The organism is Streptomyces anulatus (assembly GCF_000721175.1).
In the GTDB taxonomy this organism is placed as follows: domain Bacteria; phylum Actinomycetota; class Actinomycetes; order Streptomycetales; family Streptomycetaceae; genus Streptomyces; species Streptomyces anulatus_C.
On sequence record NZ_JOEZ01000041.1, the window covers coordinates 34,050 to 53,563 of the forward strand.

At 70.2% G+C, this 19,514-nt stretch carries 15 protein-coding genes; 13 read left to right on the forward strand and 2 right to left on the reverse strand.

Annotated features, from left to right (window positions below; genetic code table 11):
* Positions 1 to 395: 395 nt before the first annotated feature.
* The 7 genes from IG90_RS0133865 to IG90_RS0133900 all read left to right on the forward strand — a co-directional run bounded on the left by IG90_RS0133865 (position 396) and on the right by IG90_RS0133900 (position 6,057).
* Positions 396 to 830 carry a DUF1428 family protein gene (locus IG90_RS0133865; RefSeq protein ID WP_030593515.1) on the forward strand — a complete coding sequence of 145 codons (435 nt, stop codon included), beginning with the start codon at positions 396 to 398 and terminating at the stop codon, positions 828 to 830.
* Complete coding sequence (locus IG90_RS0133870; RefSeq protein WP_233436159.1) at positions 827 to 2,116, forward strand: MFS transporter; 1,290 nt, start codon at positions 827 to 829, stop codon at positions 2,114 to 2,116. Before IG90_RS0133865 ends, IG90_RS0133870 begins: the two co-directional genes overlap by 4 nt.
* Before the next feature lie 258 nt (positions 2,117 to 2,374).
* The gene (locus tag IG90_RS0133880; RefSeq protein WP_233436160.1) at positions 2,375 to 2,884 is read left to right on the forward strand and encodes an SRPBCC family protein; all 510 of its coding nucleotides are present in this window, start codon (positions 2,375 to 2,377) and stop codon (positions 2,882 to 2,884) included.
* 28 nt (positions 2,885 to 2,912) lie between these two features.
* On the forward strand, positions 2,913 to 3,383 hold the full coding sequence (locus IG90_RS0133885; protein ID WP_030593523.1) for an SRPBCC family protein: 471 nt from the start codon (positions 2,913 to 2,915) through the stop codon (positions 3,381 to 3,383).
* A gap of 31 nt (positions 3,384 to 3,414) precedes the next feature.
* Complete coding sequence (locus tag IG90_RS0133890) at positions 3,415 to 4,155, forward strand: SDR family NAD(P)-dependent oxidoreductase (protein WP_233436161.1); 741 nt, start codon at positions 3,415 to 3,417, stop codon at positions 4,153 to 4,155.
* On the forward strand, positions 4,152 to 4,949 hold the full coding sequence (locus tag IG90_RS0133895; RefSeq protein ID WP_124265320.1) for a class I SAM-dependent DNA methyltransferase: 798 nt from the start codon (positions 4,152 to 4,154) through the stop codon (positions 4,947 to 4,949). Before IG90_RS0133890 ends, IG90_RS0133895 begins: the two co-directional genes overlap by 4 nt.
* A 16-nt stretch (positions 4,950 to 4,965) precedes the next feature.
* Positions 4,966 to 6,057, forward strand: coding sequence for a ScyD/ScyE family protein (locus tag IG90_RS0133900; RefSeq protein ID WP_030593533.1), 1,092 nt, complete (start codon positions 4,966 to 4,968; stop codon positions 6,055 to 6,057).
* A 63-nt stretch (positions 6,058 to 6,120) separates the two neighbouring features.
* On the opposite strand, the gene IG90_RS0133905 is transcribed toward IG90_RS0133900, so the two are convergent.
* Complete coding sequence (locus tag IG90_RS0133905) at positions 6,121 to 6,873, reverse strand: DUF899 domain-containing protein (protein ID WP_030593536.1); 753 nt, start codon at positions 6,871 to 6,873, stop codon at positions 6,121 to 6,123.
* Positions 6,874 to 7,138: 265 nt separating this feature from the next.
* On the opposite strand from IG90_RS0133905, the gene IG90_RS0133910 reads away from it, so the two are divergent.
* The 6 genes from IG90_RS0133910 to IG90_RS0133935 all read left to right on the forward strand — a co-directional run bounded on the left by IG90_RS0133910 (position 7,139) and on the right by IG90_RS0133935 (position 17,968).
* Positions 7,139 to 8,110 (forward strand): DUF1702 family protein, encoded by a 972-nt coding sequence (locus IG90_RS0133910; RefSeq protein ID WP_030593538.1) that lies wholly within the window; start codon positions 7,139 to 7,141, stop codon positions 8,108 to 8,110.
* 64 nt (positions 8,111 to 8,174) lie between these two features.
* Positions 8,175 to 10,022 (forward strand): CRTAC1 family protein, encoded by a 1,848-nt coding sequence (locus IG90_RS0133915; protein WP_078585505.1) that lies wholly within the window; start codon positions 8,175 to 8,177, stop codon positions 10,020 to 10,022.
* 5 nt (positions 10,023 to 10,027) lie between these two features.
* The gene (locus IG90_RS0133920) at positions 10,028 to 11,002 is read left to right on the forward strand and encodes an RnfABCDGE type electron transport complex subunit D (RefSeq protein WP_030593544.1); all 975 of its coding nucleotides are present in this window, start codon (positions 10,028 to 10,030) and stop codon (positions 11,000 to 11,002) included.
* A complete protein-coding gene (locus tag IG90_RS0133925) occupies positions 10,999 to 16,851 on the forward strand; it encodes a type I polyketide synthase (protein WP_030593547.1) in 5,853 nt (1,950 codons plus the stop codon). Before IG90_RS0133920 ends, IG90_RS0133925 begins: the two co-directional genes overlap by 4 nt.
* Positions 16,852 to 16,928: 77 nt before the next feature.
* Positions 16,929 to 17,387, forward strand: a complete 459-nt coding sequence (locus IG90_RS0133930; protein ID WP_030593550.1) for an acyl-CoA thioesterase — start codon at positions 16,929 to 16,931, stop codon at positions 17,385 to 17,387.
* A complete protein-coding gene (locus IG90_RS0133935; protein ID WP_233436163.1) occupies positions 17,384 to 17,968 on the forward strand; it encodes a flavin reductase family protein in 585 nt (194 codons plus the stop codon). The genes IG90_RS0133930 and IG90_RS0133935 overlap by 4 nt, the downstream gene beginning before the upstream one ends.
* 23 nt (positions 17,969 to 17,991) lie before the next feature.
* Here the strand turns inward: IG90_RS0133935 and IG90_RS47205 are convergent, their stop codons facing one another.
* Positions 17,992 to 18,753, reverse strand: coding sequence for a helix-turn-helix transcriptional regulator (locus tag IG90_RS47205; RefSeq protein ID WP_051860373.1), 762 nt, complete (start codon positions 18,751 to 18,753; stop codon positions 17,992 to 17,994).
* Positions 18,754 to 19,514: the final 761 nt, after the last annotated feature.

Here is a 19,514-nt window from a genome sequence, read left to right on the forward strand (position 1 = left end):
CGGGTGGGCGGGTGCGGCGGGGCAGTGCCGGGAGGCCGCGTCGAGCCGCTGCGGGGCCCCCGTCGGCCCGGTTGGTCCCGAGGGGGCCGACAGTCGCCACCACCCCTGCTGGACAAGGCAGTTCAGCTGTGGAGCGGAGGCGCCACGTCTCCCATGTCCGCCGTACCGTGGGCAGGCCGGGACGGCGGATCCCCGTCGGTCCGCCGTGGCGGGGGCATGTGCCGACGGCACGGTGCCCCGGCGGGCGGACCTGGTACGGATGCGACGTCATGCGGGTCGTGGGGCGCCCGACGTGATCCTTGCCACTCACTACGTATTCGTATAGCCTCCTGCCGGACAGCTCGATTCACAGGCCTCTTTTCCGGGGCTCAAATCTCGCTGGGGTGGTGGATTCCGTGTATCTCATCTGGTTCCTGCACAGGGTGCCCAGGTCACGCGAAGAGGATTTCCGCGCCGTCGTCCACGACGCCGTAGAAGTGTTCCGGCGGCACGGTGCCATCGGCGGCACCGTGATGGAGGTGAGCGACCCCGAGGCGAAATACGGCTGCTCGGACATCGCCTCCGGTGTCGACGTGGCGCCGGACGAGGTGATCTACGCCGAACTCACCTACTTCCACGACCGGGCGCACTACGACGAGGTCATGCCGAAGGTCGACGCCGATCCCGAGTTGGCGGAGCTCTACGAAAAGCTCGTGGAGACAGTCGATATCTCAAGGATTCTGCGCAGCGAGATGAGCACGGTATTCGAGCTGATGAACACCGAGGAGTACGCCAAGTACCGGCGGACTCCGCACAGGCATTGGCATCCGGCGCACCAGGAGACAGCGTGACGACTGAACACCAGGACGGGACCGATTCGGCGACAGCCGAACCCCCGTGGAACTTACGGGCCGTCACCTGGTTGTCCGGCACTCAGTTCTTCATGTTCGGCATCGCCATCGGTGTGATGACGGTCGCCTGGGCGGAGGTCATCCGCTCCCTCGACCTGAGTGACGGGTTCTTCGGCACCGCGCACCTGCTGCTTCCGGTCGTCGGACTGCTGACGCTGCTCGCCGCCAAGCGGATCTACCGCTACCTGGATCACCGCTGGATCGGCATCTACGGCCAACTCGCCCTCATCGGACTGCTCGTGATGCTGGCCGTGAGCGACCACTTCGTGGGTCTGCTGATCGCCTTCGTCCTCGCCGGCCTCGGGTCCGCGCTGGTCGACACCGCCACCAACAGCGTGTTCATGGAGATCCAGGCCCGCGGCGGCCGCGAAGTGATGAACATGATGTACGCGATCAACAGTGGCGGCACGGTCATCAGCGCCCTCGGCGCGGGCGCGCTGATCAGCCTGGGCATGGACTACCGCTGGGTCGCCGTGCTGTTCGCCGTCATCATGGCGCCGGTGCTCGTCGCCTCGTTCGTGATCAGGTACCCGCCGGTCAACCGGGACGAGCCCGAGGAGGCGCCGAGCGGCGCCGAGGCAGCCGAGGGCGACATCGGCCTCATCAAGCTGATGCGCAACCCGCTGTTCCGCGTGGTCTTCGTGATGACGGTCCTCGGCATCGCGGTCGAGAGCATCGTGCAGGTCTGGTCGGTCATCTACGTCGACCAGCTCCTCGACGCCCCCATCGTCTACGGCGGCGCGGCCTTCGCGCTCTTCAGCCTCACGATGATGATCGGGCGGATGATCAACGCCTGGCTGGTGGCCACCCTCGGCATCCGCAGGTCGTTCCTGATCTCCGCAGCCGGAACCGCCCTGTCCGGGGTGCTGCTGATGGCCGCCTTCGACCTGTGGCTGTCCGTCTTCGCCTTCCTGCTGATGGGCATCGCCGTCGCCGGCGTACAGCCCACGTGCCTCAGCGCCGCGGCCCGGGTGGCGCCCAGCCGCGTCAACATCGTCGCGGCGGCCATGATGGTGCCCGCGTACGCGGCGTTCATCGCGACGCCGACGGCCTACGGGTGGCTCTCCGATGCGACCTCCCTGAACACCGCCATGGTGCTCGTAGTGATCGCGGGCGTCGGCATCGGCGTGCTCGCCCTCGGCCGCCCGATCGCCGAGGCCGACCGCGCGGCAGCCCCGGCCGCGTCGGCCGAGTCCGGGGACTCCACGCTCACCGCCCAGACCTGACCGACCCGGCCCCGCCGTGTACCGCCCGCACATCCCTCCATCGCTGGTGCCGTGACCGGCGACGTCCGCCCCGTCGCGACGCCCGGCACGCTCGCTCCCCGCACCGGCCGGAATCCCGAGTACGTCCGGTACGAGGGCTTCCGGCCGGCACACCGGGAGCACGCACCGGACGCCACTCCTTGACGGGCAGATGTCGCCTGCCACGGCACCAGGACTCGCAATCCCCCTGCCCGCCCACGCACAGAAACGGAGTTCATGATGAGCGGATCGCTCAGCGCCCTCGGAACGGCATCGCGTACGGCACGCACGGCGAGGCTGGACCGGGTCCTTCCGGCGACGCCCGACGAGGTGTGGCGGGCCTGGACCGAACCGGACCGGCTGCCTCACTGGTTCGGCCCGGTCCTCGAGGGCATACCGGGGCCTGACGTGGAGTACGTCCTCGAGGGCCGCGGCGAGCACGGCGACACCATCGTCTGCCGTGTTCTCGCCTGGGAGCCCTCCACCCGGCTGCGCATGACCTGGCGCTACACCGGCGAGACCGAGTCCGAGCTGCGGCTGGACCTGTCCCCTGCGGACGACGGCGGCACCCGACTGGTCCTGGAGCACGTGGGGTTCGGACCGGAGGCCGACCCGGTCGACTACGCGGCCGGCTGGCACATGTACACCGACAACCTCGAAGCACACCTGGCCGGCACGCCCGGTGTGGCGGACTCCGACGCGCGCTGGATGGAACTGATGCCCGTCTACGCCGCCGCGTCCGCCGACTGAGTTCACAGAACCAAGGAGAGAGCACGGCATGAGCACCACCGACGAGAACGGCATTCCCCGGGGCGCCGTTCAGGTCCCTGACATCCTGCATTCCACGCTGGTCCGCGCGGCGCCCGAGGCCGTGTTCGACCTGCTGTCCAGTGGCACGGGCTGGGACAAGTGGTTCACCAACGGCTCAACCTTCGGCCCGTCCGAGGGCAGCCCGGTGCACCTGGTCTGGCGCGGGTGGTCGGACGACGGCAGCGATGTCACCGACGACGGGGTGGTCATGGAGTGCGTGCGATACGAACGCTTCGCGTTCACCTGGGGCACACCGCCCTCGCTGGTCACCTTCACCACCGCGGAGCACCCGGACGGCACCTGGCTCACGGTGGTGGAGAGCGGACTGCCGCAGACCGCGGCCGGTCTCGCCCGGTTCGGGGAGTGCGCGCCCGGATGGGGCGAGGCCCTGACGCTCGTCCGCTGCTACGCCGAACACGGAATCCGCCTGTCCACCTGAGCGGGCACCGCCCCCGCCGACACTGGAGCTGATGTCCATGACCGACCCCCGCACACCATCACGTGTCGCTCTGATCACCGGCGCCAGTACCGGACTCGGCGAGACCATCGCCGAGTTCCTCGGCGGTGCGGGCTGGCGACTGGTGCTCACCGCACGGACCGAGTCCGACCTGACGGCGGTCGCCAAGCGGCTCACCGACCGGGGCGCCACCGTCGTCGCGGTGGCGGGGGACGTGGGGGAGGCCGCGCACCGGGAACGGCTGATCACCGAGGCCGGCTCGCTCGGACGCCTCGACTGGCTGGTGAACAACGCCTCCCAGATGGGGGTCAGTCCGATCAGGCCGCTGCTCGACCACCCGGTGGACGTGTTCGAGAAGGTACTCCGCACCAATGTGGTCGCCCCCGTGGCACTGGCGCAGCTCGCTCTGCCGCTGCTGCGGGAGACCGGCGGGCTGGTGGTCAACCTGTCCAGCGAGGCGGCCGTGGACGTGTTCCCGTGCGCGGGTATCTACGGGGCCAGCAAGGCCGCCCTCGACCAGGCCTCGCGCATCATCGCGGAGGAACTGGCCGACACCGGCGTGGGGGTCACCTCCGTCGACCCGGGCGGCATACGCACGCGCGGCTACGCCGAGGCGGAGCCCGGCTTCGACCTGTCGGGCGTGCCGACCCCGGACGTGACGCTGCCGTTCTGGAAGTGGCTGGCACAGACCACGTCGGGGGAGGTCACCGGCCGGCGGTACATGGCGCAGGCCGGCCCGTGGGACGCGAGGTGAGCCCCCGGCCGGAGGCGAGCGACGGGTACGGGGCTCCGTACAGCGCGCTCGCCCAGGTCTACGACCGGTGGATGGCCGCGGACCGCGTCCCGTACGAGCAGTGGCTCGGTTTCACGGGGAAACGATTCGTCGAATCCGGTCTCGAGGTGCGGAACGTACTCGACGTCGCCTGCGGCACCGGTATGACGATCAAGGCGCTGCAGGACCACGGCTACGAGGTCACCGGGGTCGACGCGTCCGCCTCGATGCTGGACGTCGCCCGCACCCGCACCGCCCCCGGCACCGAACTGCTCTGCCTGGCAGTCCCCGACGAACGGCTCGCGGAACTGGGACCCTTCGACGCGGCCCTCGTCTGCTTCGACGGGGCGAACTACCTGACGGGCCAGGACGCCCTCGCCACCACCCTGCACCAGCTCGTCGGGGCGCTCCGGCCGGGCGGGGTGCTCGTGTTCGACCTGAGTACCCGGCGCACCTTCGAGGAGATCGCCGCCCTCGGCGAGTTCGGCGAGGACTTCGGCGACTTCGCCTACATCTGGAACACCCGGCACGAGCCGGACACACCCGTGTACGAATACCTCGTGTCCCTCTTCGTGCCCGAGGGAGAGCTGTTCCGGCGATCGGTCGAGCAGCACGCGCAGCGCCACTTCACCCGTGACGAGGTCCACAACGCGCTGCGCGCCACCGGGTTCACCGACATCGCCGTCTGGGACAACTACACCGAACGCGACGCGACCGACACCTCCCGGCGGGAGACCTGGAGCGCTCGCCGCACGACCGGCTCCATCCCACGATGACGCCCAGGAGGCTCTGATGCTGCACCGTTTGTGCACCGCCACGCTCGCCACCGCCATGTTCTGCGGACTGATGACCGGTGCCGCCTCGCAGGCCGGGGCCGGCGGACGGCTCGACGTGGTCGCCGAGAACCTGGTGACCCCGCGCGGGCTCACCTGGGACGCCCACGCCGGGCGCGTCCTGGTCACCGAGGCCGGCCGGGGTGGACCCGGCCCGTGCGCGCCAGGCGTGGGCGGGTACCCCGCCTGCTTCGGCGCCACCGGGGCCATCACTGCGTACACCCCGGGGAAGAAGCGCGGGACCGAGCGCATCGCCACCGGTCTCCCCTCGGTGATCAACGAGTTCAGTGTGCTCGGCCTGCACGACGTCGACGCGAGCCGCGGACGGATCTCCGTCGTCTTCGGCCTCGGCGGCGAGATGGCCACCCGTAACGGTCTGGGCCCGGCCGCGCGGGGGCTCGCGCAGACCGGCACCATCGACCGGAAGGGCCGCCTCCACCCGGTCGGAGACCTCCTCGCGTTCGAGCAGCGGTACAACCCGCACCGCGCTGACGTCAACGCCAACGCCTACGGGATCGTCCGGGTTCCGGGCGGGACGCTGGTGGCGGAGGCCGGCGGCAACAACATCCTGTCGGTGACCGACAACGGATCGGTCCGCATGGTGGCCCTGATGCCCGACCAGATCGTCGACGGCAAGACGATCGAGTCCGTGCCGTCGACCATCGTGAAGGGGCCCGACGGCGCCTTCTACATCAGCGAGTACAGCGGCGAGCCGACCCAGCTGGGCAAGGCCCGGATCTGGCGCATGGAGCCCGGACGGAAGCCGGTCGTCGTGACGAGCGGGTTCACCGGCATCATCGACCTCGCCTTCGACCGCCAGGGACGGATGCTGGTGCTCGAACTGGCCGAGAAGGGCTTCGATTCGCCCGACCGCACCGGGCGACTGGTGCGCGTCGAGAGGGACGGACGCCGGACGGTCCTGGCGCGCGAGGGGCTGGAGCACCCCGGCGGGGTCACCGTCGCTCCGAACGGCGACATCTACCTGACGAACCGGACGACCTCGCTCGGCGAGCCGGACGGACAGCTCCTGCGGCTGCGTCCGGGCCGATGACCCCCGGGGCCGCCGGCGACGGCGTGGACCGTCCCGCGGCGGCCCCGGCACCGGGCGGCGGCGTCAGGAGTCGCAGTGGCCGCAGCCGTCCTCTCCGGTCCCGTCGCCGTAGTCGTCGTGGTGACGGACCCAGTTCATGATCCCGGCCTCCTCCTGGCGCCCGAGGGGGGTCAGGTCCAGGTAATTGAAGGTGCCGTTGAGGAGATCGGTGCCACGCGAGTACGTCGAGTAGGTGTGGAACACACGGTCGTCCTCGCGGAGGAAGACGCTCAGACCGTGCTGCTCACCGCTCAGGGCCCAGGAACCGATTCCGGCCTCCCGCAGTTCTTCCTTCGTGCGGAAGTTGAAGAGAACGGGTGTCACGGATTCATCCATCGTGACGTGGAAATCGTAGTTGAACGACGTTCCGTGGGAGGAGAACCAGGGGAAAGTCCACCCCATGCGTTCGCGGAACTTCGTGATGTTCGAGAGAGGTGCGCGGGAGACCGCGGCGAATGACGTGCCGGCCGCGCGCAGATGGGCCAAGTGACCGATGTTGTCGGCGAGGAGCGAACACCCGGTACAGCCGGCGTCCCAGTCGGGCGCCAGCATGAAGTGATAGACGATGAGTTGACTGCGGCCGTCGAACAGGTCGATGAGGGTTGCCGCGCCGTCCGGTCCTTCGAAGACGTACGGCTCGGTGATCTCGACCATCGGCAGGGCCCGGCGCTGTGCGCTGAGCGCGTCCCGTTCCCGGTCGAACTGCTTCTCCCGAGCCAGCAGTTCCTTCCGGGCCGCTAACCATTCTTCCCGCGACACAATCGCCGGACCGTTCATTCTCCGGGCCTCGCCTTCGTCGTGCTTTCCCAGCAGGGCGAACCCTACCGGAAGAGCGACGGCCGCAGCGTTCGGTCTCCGCTGGTGGCGCCCGGTTCATTCACGCCCCGGACCGGGCGTCGAAACCGCGCTCCCACGCGCCGGTGTACGGGACCGGGAATAGGGAGCGCACATTTCGAGTAGACAGCGGACCGGAACCGCCGGGTACATTCGGCATTGCTTTTCCGCACCGGCTTGAGGCACCCAAACGAGGGGGTACCGCACAGTGACGGCTGGATTACGTGCGCTCCGGCGCAGAATATTGACCCCCGCCCTGTCCAGCACCAGTCTGGAAGTACGCGGATTCCGGAAGAAGAACCCCGCGGCCCAGGAACTGTTGGAAACCGTCGGCCGTAGCTTCCTCGAAGGCTACGGGCAGATCGCCGAGGCACCGGATGCGCGAGCCGCGGAACCCCGACTGGAAGCGATTCCCCGGGAGTTCCGGGGATTCGCCTACGAGGGTGCGGCCATGGCGTGCTCCGTCATGGACGCGCTGCCCGGCAGCAAGGGGCAGCGCCTGAGCGATCTGCTGGCCGGACGCGGCGGAGCACACACGTACATGGCCTACGTCGGTATCGGCTGGGCCATGGCCCGGCTGCCACGCATGCTGCACCCGGACACGGAGGACGCCGACCCGCTCCTGCGGTGGCTGATTCTGGACGGATACGGCTTTCACCAGGCCTACTTCCACACCGACCGCTACGTTCGCGGGCAGCATCGTGAGCGGAAGCTGCCATGGCCGCAGGACCAGGCCTCCTACGCGCACCGCGCGGTGGACCAGGGGATCGGCCGGGCGCTGTGGTTCGTCGGCGGCACCGACGTCGACGCCGTCCTGGCGCTCGTAGACGCCTTCCCGCCGGCCCGACGCGGAGACCTGTTCGGCGGGGTGGGCCTGGCCGCGACCTACGCGGGCGGCGCCGGTGCGGACGAGTTGCTGCGTCTGCGGGAGAGAGCCGGCGAGTACCGGCCGCAGCTCCTCCAGGGCTCGGCGTTCGCCGCGGAAGCACGCGAGCAGGCCGGGCTGACGGTGCCTCACACCCAGCTCGCCACCGAGGTGCTGTGCGGCATGAAACCGCACGAGGCGGCACGCGTCTGCCGGGAACTGCGGCCGGGCGCGTCCGACCGGGTGGACCCGCCCGCGTACGAGACATGGCGTCAACACATAGCCGGAGCACTCGTTTCCGAGGGAAGGAGCTAGTCACGTGTCAACCGTGCGATCCCGCCTCTATCTCAAGCTCCCCGGAATCGTCGCCGTCCTGCTCATGGTGGTGACCTATGTCGTGGTGCGCCCGGCGACACCGTCCGCGGCGCAGACGGACGAGCTGGCGAGCTCCTTCGCCTTCACCCCCAAGACCATCGCCATGCCCGCGGGCTACGACCAGCAGGAGATCCGCGAGGTCAACAAGGCCTACCGGCACATCGAGGCGTGGATCTCCTCGGTGGGCGCCGGCATCGCCATGAACGACGTCGACGGCGACGGCTTCTCCAACGACCTCTGCGTCACGGACCCCCGGATCGACCAGGTCGTCGTGACGCCCGCCCCCGACGAACGCGGCGACCGCTACACGCCGTTCGTCCTCGACCCCGCCCCGCTCCCCATGGACGACGTGATGGCCCCGATGGGCTGCGTCGCCGGGGACTTCAACGAGGACGGGCTCAGCGACCTGCTCGTCTACTACTGGGGCCGCACCCCGGTCGTCTTCCAGGCCCGGACCGGCCGTGACGACATGACCGCCGACCGCTTCGAACCCGTCGAGCTGGTCGCCGACGTGGGCGGGGCGCGGTACACCGGGCCCCGGTGGCACAGCAACGCGGTGACGATCGCCGACTTCGACGGTGACGGCCACGACGACGTCTTCATCGGCAACTACTTCCCGGACAGCCCCGTCCTCGACCCCTCCGTGCGGGGCGGCGTGGTCATGAACGACTCGCTGTCCAACGCCCTCAACGGCGGCGAGGACCACATCCTGCGGTGGACCGAGGACGGCTTCGTCGAGGCCGAGGACGTCATGCCCCGCGACATGCGCATCGGCTGGACGCTCGGCGCGGCCGCCACGGACCTGGACGGCGACCAGCTGCCCGAGCTCTACGTCGCCCACGACTTCGGCACCTCGCGACTGCTGCACAACAGGTCGAAGCCCGGCATCATCAAGTTCGGCGAGGTGAAGGGCGCGCACAACCCGATGGTGCCCAAGTCCAAGCGAATAGGCGCCAGTTCCTTCAAGGGGATGGGGATCGACTTCGGAGACCTGAACCAGGACGGGCTGTACGACATGTTCGTCTCCAACATCACCACCTCCTTCGGTCTCCAGGAGAGCAACTTCTCGTTCATGAGCACCGCCGACGACACGGACGACGTGCGCGCCCGGATGAGCCGGGGCGAGGCGCCGTACGTGGACCGCAGCGGTCCCCTCAACCTCGCATGGTCGGGCTGGGGCTGGGACGTGAAGATGGGCGACTTCGACAACGACAGTCAGCTGGAGATCACCCAGGCCACCGGTTTCGTCAAGGGCCGGAACAACCGCTGGGCCCAGCTGCAGGAGCTGGCCACCGCCAACGACGGCCTGGTCGCCCACCCCGGCTGGTGGCCCCACGTCAGGAAGGGCGACGACCTGGCCGGAGACCAGACCATGCGGTTCTTCGCCAGGACCCCGGACGGCGACTACGCGAACCTGTCGGACCGACTCGGCCTGGCCGTGCCCATCCCCACCCGTGGCATGGCCGTCGGGGACTCCAACGGCGACGGCAGGCTCGACCTGGCTGTGGCGCGGCAGTGGGGTGAGCCCGGCTTCTACCTGAACGAGAGCCCCGCCGCCGGCGACTTCCTGGGCCTGAAGCTGACCCACCCCTCCGGATCACCGGTCGTCGACGCCCAGGTGACCGTGACGCTGCCTGACGGCACCCGGCGGGTCAGCCGGGTCGACGGCGGCGGCGGCCACTCCGGCAAGCGCAGCCACGACGTGCACATCGGCCTCGGAGAGCAGAGCGGCACACCCCTGCCGGTACACCTGAAGTGGCGCGACCGCTCCGGCGCGGTCCACGAGAAGGACCTGCGGCTGGCCCCCGGCCGGCATGACCTCCAGCTCGCGTCCGACGTCAAGGAGAAGTGATCGCGATGACCGAGGCACCCACCACACCCCCACGGCACGACCCGAAGATCGTGACCGCGCTGCGTCGGTTCGCCATCTCGATCACCGTGCTCAACATCGCCGGCTACACCGTGCTCGGTTTCGAACAGCCCTGGCTGTGGCCCTTCATCGCGGTCGCCGTCGCCTACTCCGTCGAAACCGTCCTGGAGTTCATCGGAGCCCGGGTCGAGGGGCGCCGGCCGCGCTACGCCGGGGGCGGGGTGAAGGGGGGCCTGGAGTTCCTGTACCCCAGCCACATCACCGCGCTCGCCGTCAACATGCTGCTCTACGTGAACGACCGGCTGTGGGTGATGGTCCTCGGGGTCGTCATCGCGGTCTCCGCCAAGTGGGTCCTGCGCGCACCGGTACGGGGCAAGCCGCGGCACTTCATGAACCCGTCCAACTTCGGCATCGCTGTGGTGCTGCTGCTGTTCCCCTGGGCCAGCATCGCGCCCCCGTACCAGTTCACCGAGTACACCGACGGTGCGGTCGACTGGATCATCCCCGCGGTGATCGTCGTCCTGGGGACCCTGCTCAACGCGAAGCTCACCGGACGCATGTGGCTGATCGGCGGATGGCTGGTGGTCTTCGTGCTCCAGTCCGTGTTGCGGGGAGTGCTCTTCGACACCGCGATCCCCCCGGCCCTGGGCATGATGACCGGGGTGGCCTTCGTCCTGTTCACCAACTACATGGTCACGGACCCCGGCACCACGCCGTCGCGGCCCGTCGCGCAGGTCGCCTTCGGCGGCGGCGTCGCCGTGACGTACGGGATCATGACCGGGCTGGGCATCGCGTACGGGCTGTTCTTCGCCACCGCCGTGGTCTGCCTGGTGCGCGGCGGCTACCTCTGGCTGGTGCACCTGCGCACCGAGTCGGCCGCGACGACCGGCCCCGCCCCGGTGCAGGCCGTCGAGGGCCGGGACGTCCCGTCGGAGACCGGGAAGGCACCGGTGGCGGCATGACGCGCGTAGCGATCATCGGCATGGCCTGCCGGTTCCCGGACGCCGCGTCGCCCCGCGAGCTGTGGGAGAACGCGGTGGCAGGCCGGCGCGCCTTTCGCCGCATCCCCGACGTACGCATGCGCCTGGACGACTACTGGGATCCGGACCCGGCCGCACCCGACCGGTTCTACGCGCGTACGGCCGCCGTACTGGAGGGCTACGCCTTCGACCGCGTCGCGCACCGCGTCACCGGCAGCACCTACCGTTCGACGGACCTCACGCACTGGCTGGCCCTGGAGACGGCCGGCCGGGCGCTGGCCGACGCCGGATTCCCCGAGGGCGGCGGACTGCCGCGAGCCAGGACCGGTGTCGTCGTCGGCAACACTCTCACCGGGGAGTTCACCCGGGCCGGCGGAATGCGGCTGCGCTGGCCGTACGTACGCCGCGTGTTCGCGGAGGCGCTGCGAGGCCAGGGCTGGGACGAGGACCGGCTCGCCGTGTTCCTCAACGGCGTCGAGACTGCCTACAAGCAGCCGTTCCCCGCGATCGACGAGGACTCGCTCGCCGGAGCCCTGTCGAACACCATCGCCGGCCGGATCTGCAACTACTTCGGTCTGGGCGGTGGCGGCTACACCGTCGACGGAGCGTGCTCCTCCTCGCTGCTCTCGGTCACCTCCGCGGCCGGCTCCCTGCTGAGCGGGGATCTCGACGTCGCCGTCGCCGGCGGTGTCGACCTGTCCATCGACCCGTTCGAGATCGTCGGCTTCGCCAAGACCGGTGCCCTCGCCCGGTCCGAGATGCGCGTGTACGACCGCGGCTCCAACGGATTCTGGCCCGGCGAGGGTTGCGGCATGGTCGTGCTGATGCGTGAGGAGGACGCCCGCGCGGCCGGCCTGCGCCGCTACGCGACGATCGCGGGATGGGGTGTCTCCTCGGACGGGCAGGGAAGCATCACCCGCCCCGAGTCGGGCGGCTACCGGCTGGCCCTGGCACGCGCCTACGAACGGGCCGGGTTCGGGATCGAGACCGTGCCGTTCTTCGAGGGGCACGGCACCGGCACCCCGGTGGGCGACGCCAACGAGCTGGGCGCGCTCACCGCCGCCCGTGCTGAGGCCGACCCAAGCGCACCGGCCGCCGCCATCGGCTCCGCCAAGGCGATGATCGGCCACACCAAGGCCGCCGCCGGGGTCGCCGGACTGATCAAGGCCGTGATGGCGGTGGACGCGCGCCTCCTGCCCCCCACCATCGGCTGCCAGGAGCCGCACGAGCTGCTCACCGGACCAGAAGCGGGCCTGCGCGCGCTGCGTACCGCGGAGCCGTGGCCCCGGGACATGCCGCTGCGCGCCGGGGTCACCGCGATGGGCTTCGGCGGCATCAACACCCATGTCGTCATCGACAAGGAGGAGCCCCCGCGCCACCGGGCGCCCCATCGGCGCCATCTCACGCTCGCGGGCTCCCTCCAGGACTGCGAACTGCTCCTCCTGGACGGCGAGTCGTCGGCAGAGCTGCGTGAGCGTCTGGTCAAGGTGGCCGGCCTCGCGCCCCGCCTGTCCTACGCGCAACTCGGCGATCTGGCCCACAGCCTCCAACGCGACCTGCGGGAACTGCCGTGGCGCGCGGCCGTGGTGGTGACCTCGCCGGACGACGCGGAACGCCGGCTGAGGCAGTCGATCGACGCGCTGGACCAGGACCCGGGCCAACTGGTCACCGTCGACGACCGGGCCTTCATCGGGTGCGCGGGAGGCGAGGCCGGGAGCATCGGCTTTCTCTTCCCCGGCCAGGGTTCCGGCCGGGGCGCCGACGGCGGCGCACTCCGTCGGCGCTTCGCCCAGGCCGCCGAGGTCTACGAGCGGGCCGGGCTGCCCGGCGCCGGGGACCCGGTGGCGACCGACGTGGCGCAGCCGCGGATCGTCACCGCCGCCACCGCCGGACTGCGCGTGCTCGAGTGGCTGGGCGTGGAGGCCGATGCGGCGGTCGGGCACAGCCTGGGCGAACTCGTCGCCCTGCACTGGGCGGGAGCCCTGGACGAGGCGCGGCTGTCGGAGGCGGCCCGGGTGCGTGGCGAGGCCATGGCGACGTACGGCGAGCCCGGCACCATGGCGTCCCTGTCGGCGACCCCCGAGCGGGTACGGGAGCTGACGTACGGCATCGACGTGGTCATCGCCGGGTACAACGGTCCCGAGCGGACGGTCGTCGCCGGACCGGCCGAGGCCGTGGCAGCCGTGACGGAGCGGGCCTCCCGACAGAGCGTCGCCTGTACGCCGCTCGCGGTGTCCCATGCCTTCCACTCCCCGCTGGTCGCATCCGCCGCCGACGTCTTCGGGGGCTGGCTGGTCGACATACGGTTCGGGCCGGTGCGGCGCCGGGTGCTGTCCACCGTGACCGGGCGGGAACTGGCCGAGGACACCGACCTCTGCAAGCTGCTGCACCGGCAGATCACCGAGCCGGTGCTCTTCACCCGGGCGGTCCAGGAGGCGGCTCGGGACGTCGGCCTGTTCGTGGAGGTGGGGCCGGGCCAGGTGCTCAGCTCACTGGCCACCGGCGCGACCGGCGTTCCGTCCGTCGCGCTGGACACCGACGAGCAGTCCTTGCGAGGTCTGCTCCGGGTCGCCGGAGCCGCATACGTGATCGGCGCCCCGCTGATGCACGAGCGGCTGTTCACGGACCGGCTCACCCGGCCCCTGGACCTCGACGCCGAGTTCGACTTCCTGGCGAGTCCCTGCGAGAGCGTCGCGCCTGACGGGCTGTCGGCCGTGCCGTCCCCGGGGGAGCGGCGCGGGAACGCAGCCGGGTCGGCCGGCGGGGATCCGCACGCGAGCGGCGACGGCGGGCCGGCCGTCGGCGAACCGGTTGGCGGCGAGGGGCAGTCGGCCATCGAGGTGCTGCGCGCCCTGGTGGCCGAGCGGACCGAACTCCCCGTGGAGCTGGTGCGGGACGACAGCAGCCTCCTGGACGACCTGCACATGAGCTCCATCACCGTGGGGCAGATCGTCAACCAGGCGGCCACCCGCCTCGGCCTCGCCACCGCCCACGCCCCTGCCAACTTCGCCACCGCCACCTTGGCCGAACTCGGCGATGCACTGGAGTCGTTGGCCGGCATCAGCCCGGACGGCGGCGCCGGGACGGGCCCGGCCGTGCTGGGCGCCGCCTCCTGGGTCCGGGCCTTCGCCGTGGACCTGTCCGAGGAGCCGCCCGCGGCGGTCCAGGCCGAAGCATCCGACGGCGACTGGGAGTTGTTCGCGGAAGACGAGCACCCGTACGCAGAGGAGCTGCGGAGCGCGCTCCGCAGCGCCGGAGTGGGGCCCGGAGTCCTGGTGTGCCTGCCGCCGCGGTGTCCCCGCGACCGGCTGAGGGTGGCGCTCGACGGTGCGCGACGTGCCCTCGTGGGCGAGGCAGGGCAGCGGTTCGTCCTGGTCCAGGAAGGTCTCGGCGCGGCCGGTCTCGCCAAGTCCCTCCACCTGGAGGCCTCCCACCTGCGGACCACTGTCGTGGACACCCCGGCAGTGGACGGGGTCGTGGACCGGATCGTCGCCGAGGTGGCGGCGACCACGCGGTTCACGGAGGCGTGCTACGACGCCGCCGGGATCCGCCGGGTGCCCGTGCTGCGGATGCTGCCGGTGCGCGGTGAGCACACCGACCAGGTGCTGGACTCCTCCGACGTCCTCCTGGTGACCGGGGGCGGCAAGGGCATCACCGCTGAGTGCGCGCTCGCGGTGGCCGCCCGGACCGGGGCCGCCGTGGCGGTCGTGGGCCGCTCCGACCCGGCCCGCGACGAGGCCCTCGCCGCGAACCTGCGGCGGATGGCCGACCGGGGCGTCCGGGTGGGCTACGCCCGCGCGGACGTCACCGACCCGGAGCGGGTGAGCGCGGCGGTCGCCGAACTGACCGCCGAACTCGGGCCAGTCACCGCGGTGCTGCACGGCGCCGGACGCAACGAACCCGCCGCCCTCGCCGATCTGACCGAGGAGGACTTCGAGCGGACCCTCGCACCGAAGGTCGACGGGCTGCGGGCCGTCCTCGCGGCGGTCGACCAGAACGCCCTGAAGCTGCTGGTCTGCTTCGGCAGCGTGATCGGGCGTACCGGACTGCGCGGCGAGGCCCACTACGCCACCGCCAACGAACGGCTCGCCGACCTCGCCGAGCGGTTCGCCGACGCGTCGCCGCACTGCCGTGTGCGGTGTGTGGAGTGGTCCGTGTGGTCCGGTGTCGGCATGGGCGAGAAGCTGTCCGTCGTCGAGTCCCTGGCCCGCGAGGGCATCACCCCGATCTCCCCGGACCAGGGCGTGGAGGTGCTGCTGCGTCTGATCGCCGATCCGGACGTCCCGCCGGTCACCGTCGTCACCGGCCGCACGGGGGAGCTGGACACCCTGCGCCGGGAGCTGCCGCCGCTGCCCCTGCACCGGTTCACCGTCGCCCCGCTGGTCCGCTACCACGGCGCCGAGCTGGTCACGGAGGCGGAGCTGAACGTGGGCACCGACCCGTACCTCGGTGACCACCTGCTCGACGGCAACATGCTGCTCCCCGCCGTGATCGGCATGGAGGCGATGTGCCAGGTGGCCGCCGCGGCCACCGGGTGGAGCGGTGTCCCGGTCCTGGAAGACGTCCGGTTCCTGCGCCCCGTCGTGGTGCCCCCCGACGGCACGGCCCGGGTGCGGATCGCCGCCACCGTCACGGACGTGCACACGGTGGAGGTCGTCCTGCACGCCGAGGAGTCCGGCTTCGTCGCCGAGCACTTCCGGGCACGGCTGGTGTTCTCCGGCCCACCGGTGCCCGAAGGGCCTCCCGCGCCCTGCGGGCCGGGCCTCGGGGACGTACCGCTGGATCCGGCGGCGGACCTTTACGACGACGTGCTCTTCCAAGGCGACCGCTTCCGGCGGTTGCGCCGCTTCCACCGTGTTTCGGCGCGGCACGTGGACGCGGATCTGTCGGTGGACGAGGTGTCGGGCTGGTTCGCCGCCTACCTCCCGGGCGCGCTGCTCCTGGCCGATCCGGGAATGCGGGACGCGCTGATGCACGGCAATCAGGTGTGCGTCCCCGACGCCACCCTGCTGCCGTCGGGCATCGACCGGTTGTACCCGCTCGCCGCGGGCGCCGATGTACCGAAGGAGCTCCGCTACTGCGCGGTCGAGCGGGAACGCGAGGGTGACACGTACGTGTACGACGTCGCCGCCTACGCCCCCGACGGGCGCGTTGTGGAACGGTGGGAGGGGCTGCGCCTGGCGGCCGTGCGCAAGAGGACGCGGAACGGTCCGTGGGCCGCGCCCCTGCTCGCGTCCCATCTGGAACGAACTGTGGAGGAACTGACCGGGCAGCGGGTGGCCCTGGCGGTGGAACCCGACGAGGGGCAAGGGCCGGGCGGGGCATCGGCGGACGCTGGAGTGCGGCGTTCGCGGACGGCGCGGGCCGCGAGCCGTGCCCTGGGCGCTCCCGCCGCTGTCACCTACCGGCCGGACGGGCGGCCCGAGCTTTCGGACGGCTTGGTCATGTCCGCCTCGCACACGGCCGGATGGACGCTGTGCGCGGTGGCTGACGCCGCCGCTGTGGGCTGCGACATCGAACGCGTCGTGGCCAGGCCGACAGCCGAGTGGGAAGGGCTTCTCGGCGATCACGCCCCGCTGGCCGCGTTGGCGGCAAAGGAGACGGGAGACAGTTACGACACCGCGGCCACCACCGTGTGGACCGCCCTCGAAAGCATGCAGAAGGCCGGCCTCACCACGCACGCACCACTCTCGCTGACACCGCGCACCGTCGACGACTGGACGGTGTTCGCCTCGGGTGGACTGCGCGTGGCGGTCCTGGCCACCCGTCTCAAGGGCGTGCCGGACCCGGTGTCGGTCGCGGTCCTCGTCGCGGCGGAGCCACGCTCGTGACGGTCACCCCGGGCTCACGCGTACCCGCCGCACCCGTGCGGCCGGCTCCGCACCGCTCTGAAGGAAGGGAGAGGTTCGTGGCGGACCACTTCGAGTACCGGCATGTCGTCGGCTTCGAGGAGACCAACCTCGTCGGCAACGTCTACTACGTCAACTACCTCCGCTGGCAGGGGAGGTGCCGTGAGATGTTCCTGAAGACCCATGTCCCGGAGCTGCTCGCCGACATCCTCGCTGACCTCAAGCTGTTCACCCTGAAGGTCGACTGCGAGTTCTTTGCCGAGATCAGCGTGTTCGACGAGCTGTCCATCAGGATGAGACTGACCGAACTCCGCCAGACGCAGTTGGAGTTCACCTTCGACTATGTCCGACTCGATCCCGAGGGATCCGAGAGACTGGTCGCCCGGGGCCGGCAGCGGGTCGCGTTCATGCGAGGCCCGAACACGGCCACGGTCCCGACTCCCGTGCCCGGATCATTGGTCCGGGCACTGGAGGCGTACGCTCCGTCGTCCCGGCCCCGGACCGGGTGGAGCGCGTGACCGGCCGGCGCGAGATCGGCCTATCGCTGCCGAGGCGGCGGGACACGGACGCGAAGGAGTTGCGTCGCGCGTTCGCGGAGTTCGCCACCGGGGTGACCGTGGTGACGGTGGGCGGGCCCTCCCCGCGCGGCATGACGGCGAACTCCTTCACCTCCGTGTCCATGGGCCCGCCGCTGCTGCTCGTCTGCGTCAACAACGAAGCCGTCATGCGGCAGGCTCTCCTCCCCGCGCGGCACTTCGGAGTGTCGGTGCTCAGTGCCGCCCAGGAGGCCGTGGCCCGGCACTTCGCCGACGATTCCCGCCCTGCGGGCCTGCAGCAGTTCGACGCGGTCGGCTGGTCCCCCGGCACCACCACCTCGGTACCTCTGATCGATGGAGCGCTGGCGCGTTTCGAATGCGAGAAGTGGCGTGCGTACGACGGCGGTGATCACACCATCCTCGTCGGAGCAGTGGTCGGTTGGAACCGGCCGCCTGTGATGGATGCGGGGTCCACGGAGCCGGGAACGTCCGAGGACGCTCTGCTGTACTTCAGGGGCCGGTTCCGTGAGCACGGCCTCGGGGCCGAGGGGCCGCCCCTGTGAGGCGGGGACCGGGGCCGGTCGTGTCATGGACCGGCCGGGGCTGGGCGCAGCCCTTGCCCGGGTGCCGAGCAGAGACGAAGGGTGGCCAGGTTCACCCGGTACAGGCGGATCTCGACCGGTTCCAACGCGTGGTCCGCTGATGCGGTGATCGGACCGAAGCCGCCGACCGTCGGTGTGTGACGGGCCTGCCGCCCTTCGCCGGGCCTCTGCGTCACGGAGCGTGCCAGCACATGCCAGCTTCCCGTAGGGACGTTGTCGAGTACGAAGGCCCCAGGGCGGGGCAACACCGTGCACCGCACGGGGTGCCCCTGCGGGAAGGGGGCGGGGAAGAGCCCCACGAAGACCACCCCCGACTGATCCTCAGCGGGCGCTTGCACGTGTCCGTGGAGCGGTGTCGCCGCCGTCGGGGCGCCGATGGCCCGGTGCGGATCCCCTGTGGCGGCGAGGGGGTTCGCCGAGCGGAGCAGTCGGTACGCGGACGGGGTGATGCCCGTACAGGACTTGAAGCATGAGCTGAAGGTCCCGACACTGCTGTACCCGACTGTGTGGCTGATCTCCGCTATGTTGAGCCGGGATTCGGTGAGGAGCCGCTTCGCTTCCTCGAAGCGGATCGCTCTGAGGAAACGTCGGGGAGAGACCCCTACCAGGTGTGTGAACTCCCGGGTCAAGTGGAATCTGCTGAATCCGGCTGCCTGGGCTATGTCGTCAATGGTCAGATCTTCCCTGAAGTTGTGATACATATTCGCGATCACATGGACCACGGCTCGCGTAATTGCAGACTCCATAACCTCTCCCTCATCAGGAATTACAGTTATCGAAGATCTCGTCGTGCGATAGAGCGAGGTGAACGAGCGAATGTGTGGCAGGGTGTTTCAGATTAAAAATGGGGCAGCGCCCAGCCGCGTCCAGTTGGAGAACCCGTGCAAACGGACGAGGCGGTTGAAGATTGAATATCTGCTCCTCGGCTTGAAAGGGATGGAGGGTTTCCAGCCGATTCCGGTCTCCCTGCCCCGGCTTGGTCGATGTGATCATTGGAAGCCCTGACATCGTGACCGGATCTGATCAGCGGCGACAGGATGCCCTCTGTCCGGCGGCTGATTTCGACAGTTTTTCTGCCCGTCTCGCCCTGATACGTAGCGTAAAATTGGCTGAAAAATGCTGCAATATTCGGTCTCCGGTGGCTTGTGTCTGTGTGTCAGGAGTGGCGAATGTGGCAGGTGAGTAGAGAGAGGGGTGGGGCGGGCCGCCGGGCGCTTCAAGCCGACGGCCGACGCTCGCGATTCTTGGATTCCTGCTCATCCGACCCGTCCGGCGCAGTCTCGATTCAGTTGATTCCTGAGTGAGTTGGAGATTCGCATCTCCCGTGGCGGCTGGGCCCGGTGGGCCCTTGCAGGGGGCAGGAGGCGGCCGCGACGCCTGCAGTTCGGTACGCCGCGGGATCTGCCCCTAAGAGCTCGTAACACGATCATGATCGGGACTTCTTGAGGCGTCTCCAGCAGATGAGGCTGCAGGCGAGGGAGACGAAGGCGTCGTGGAGTTCGGTGCG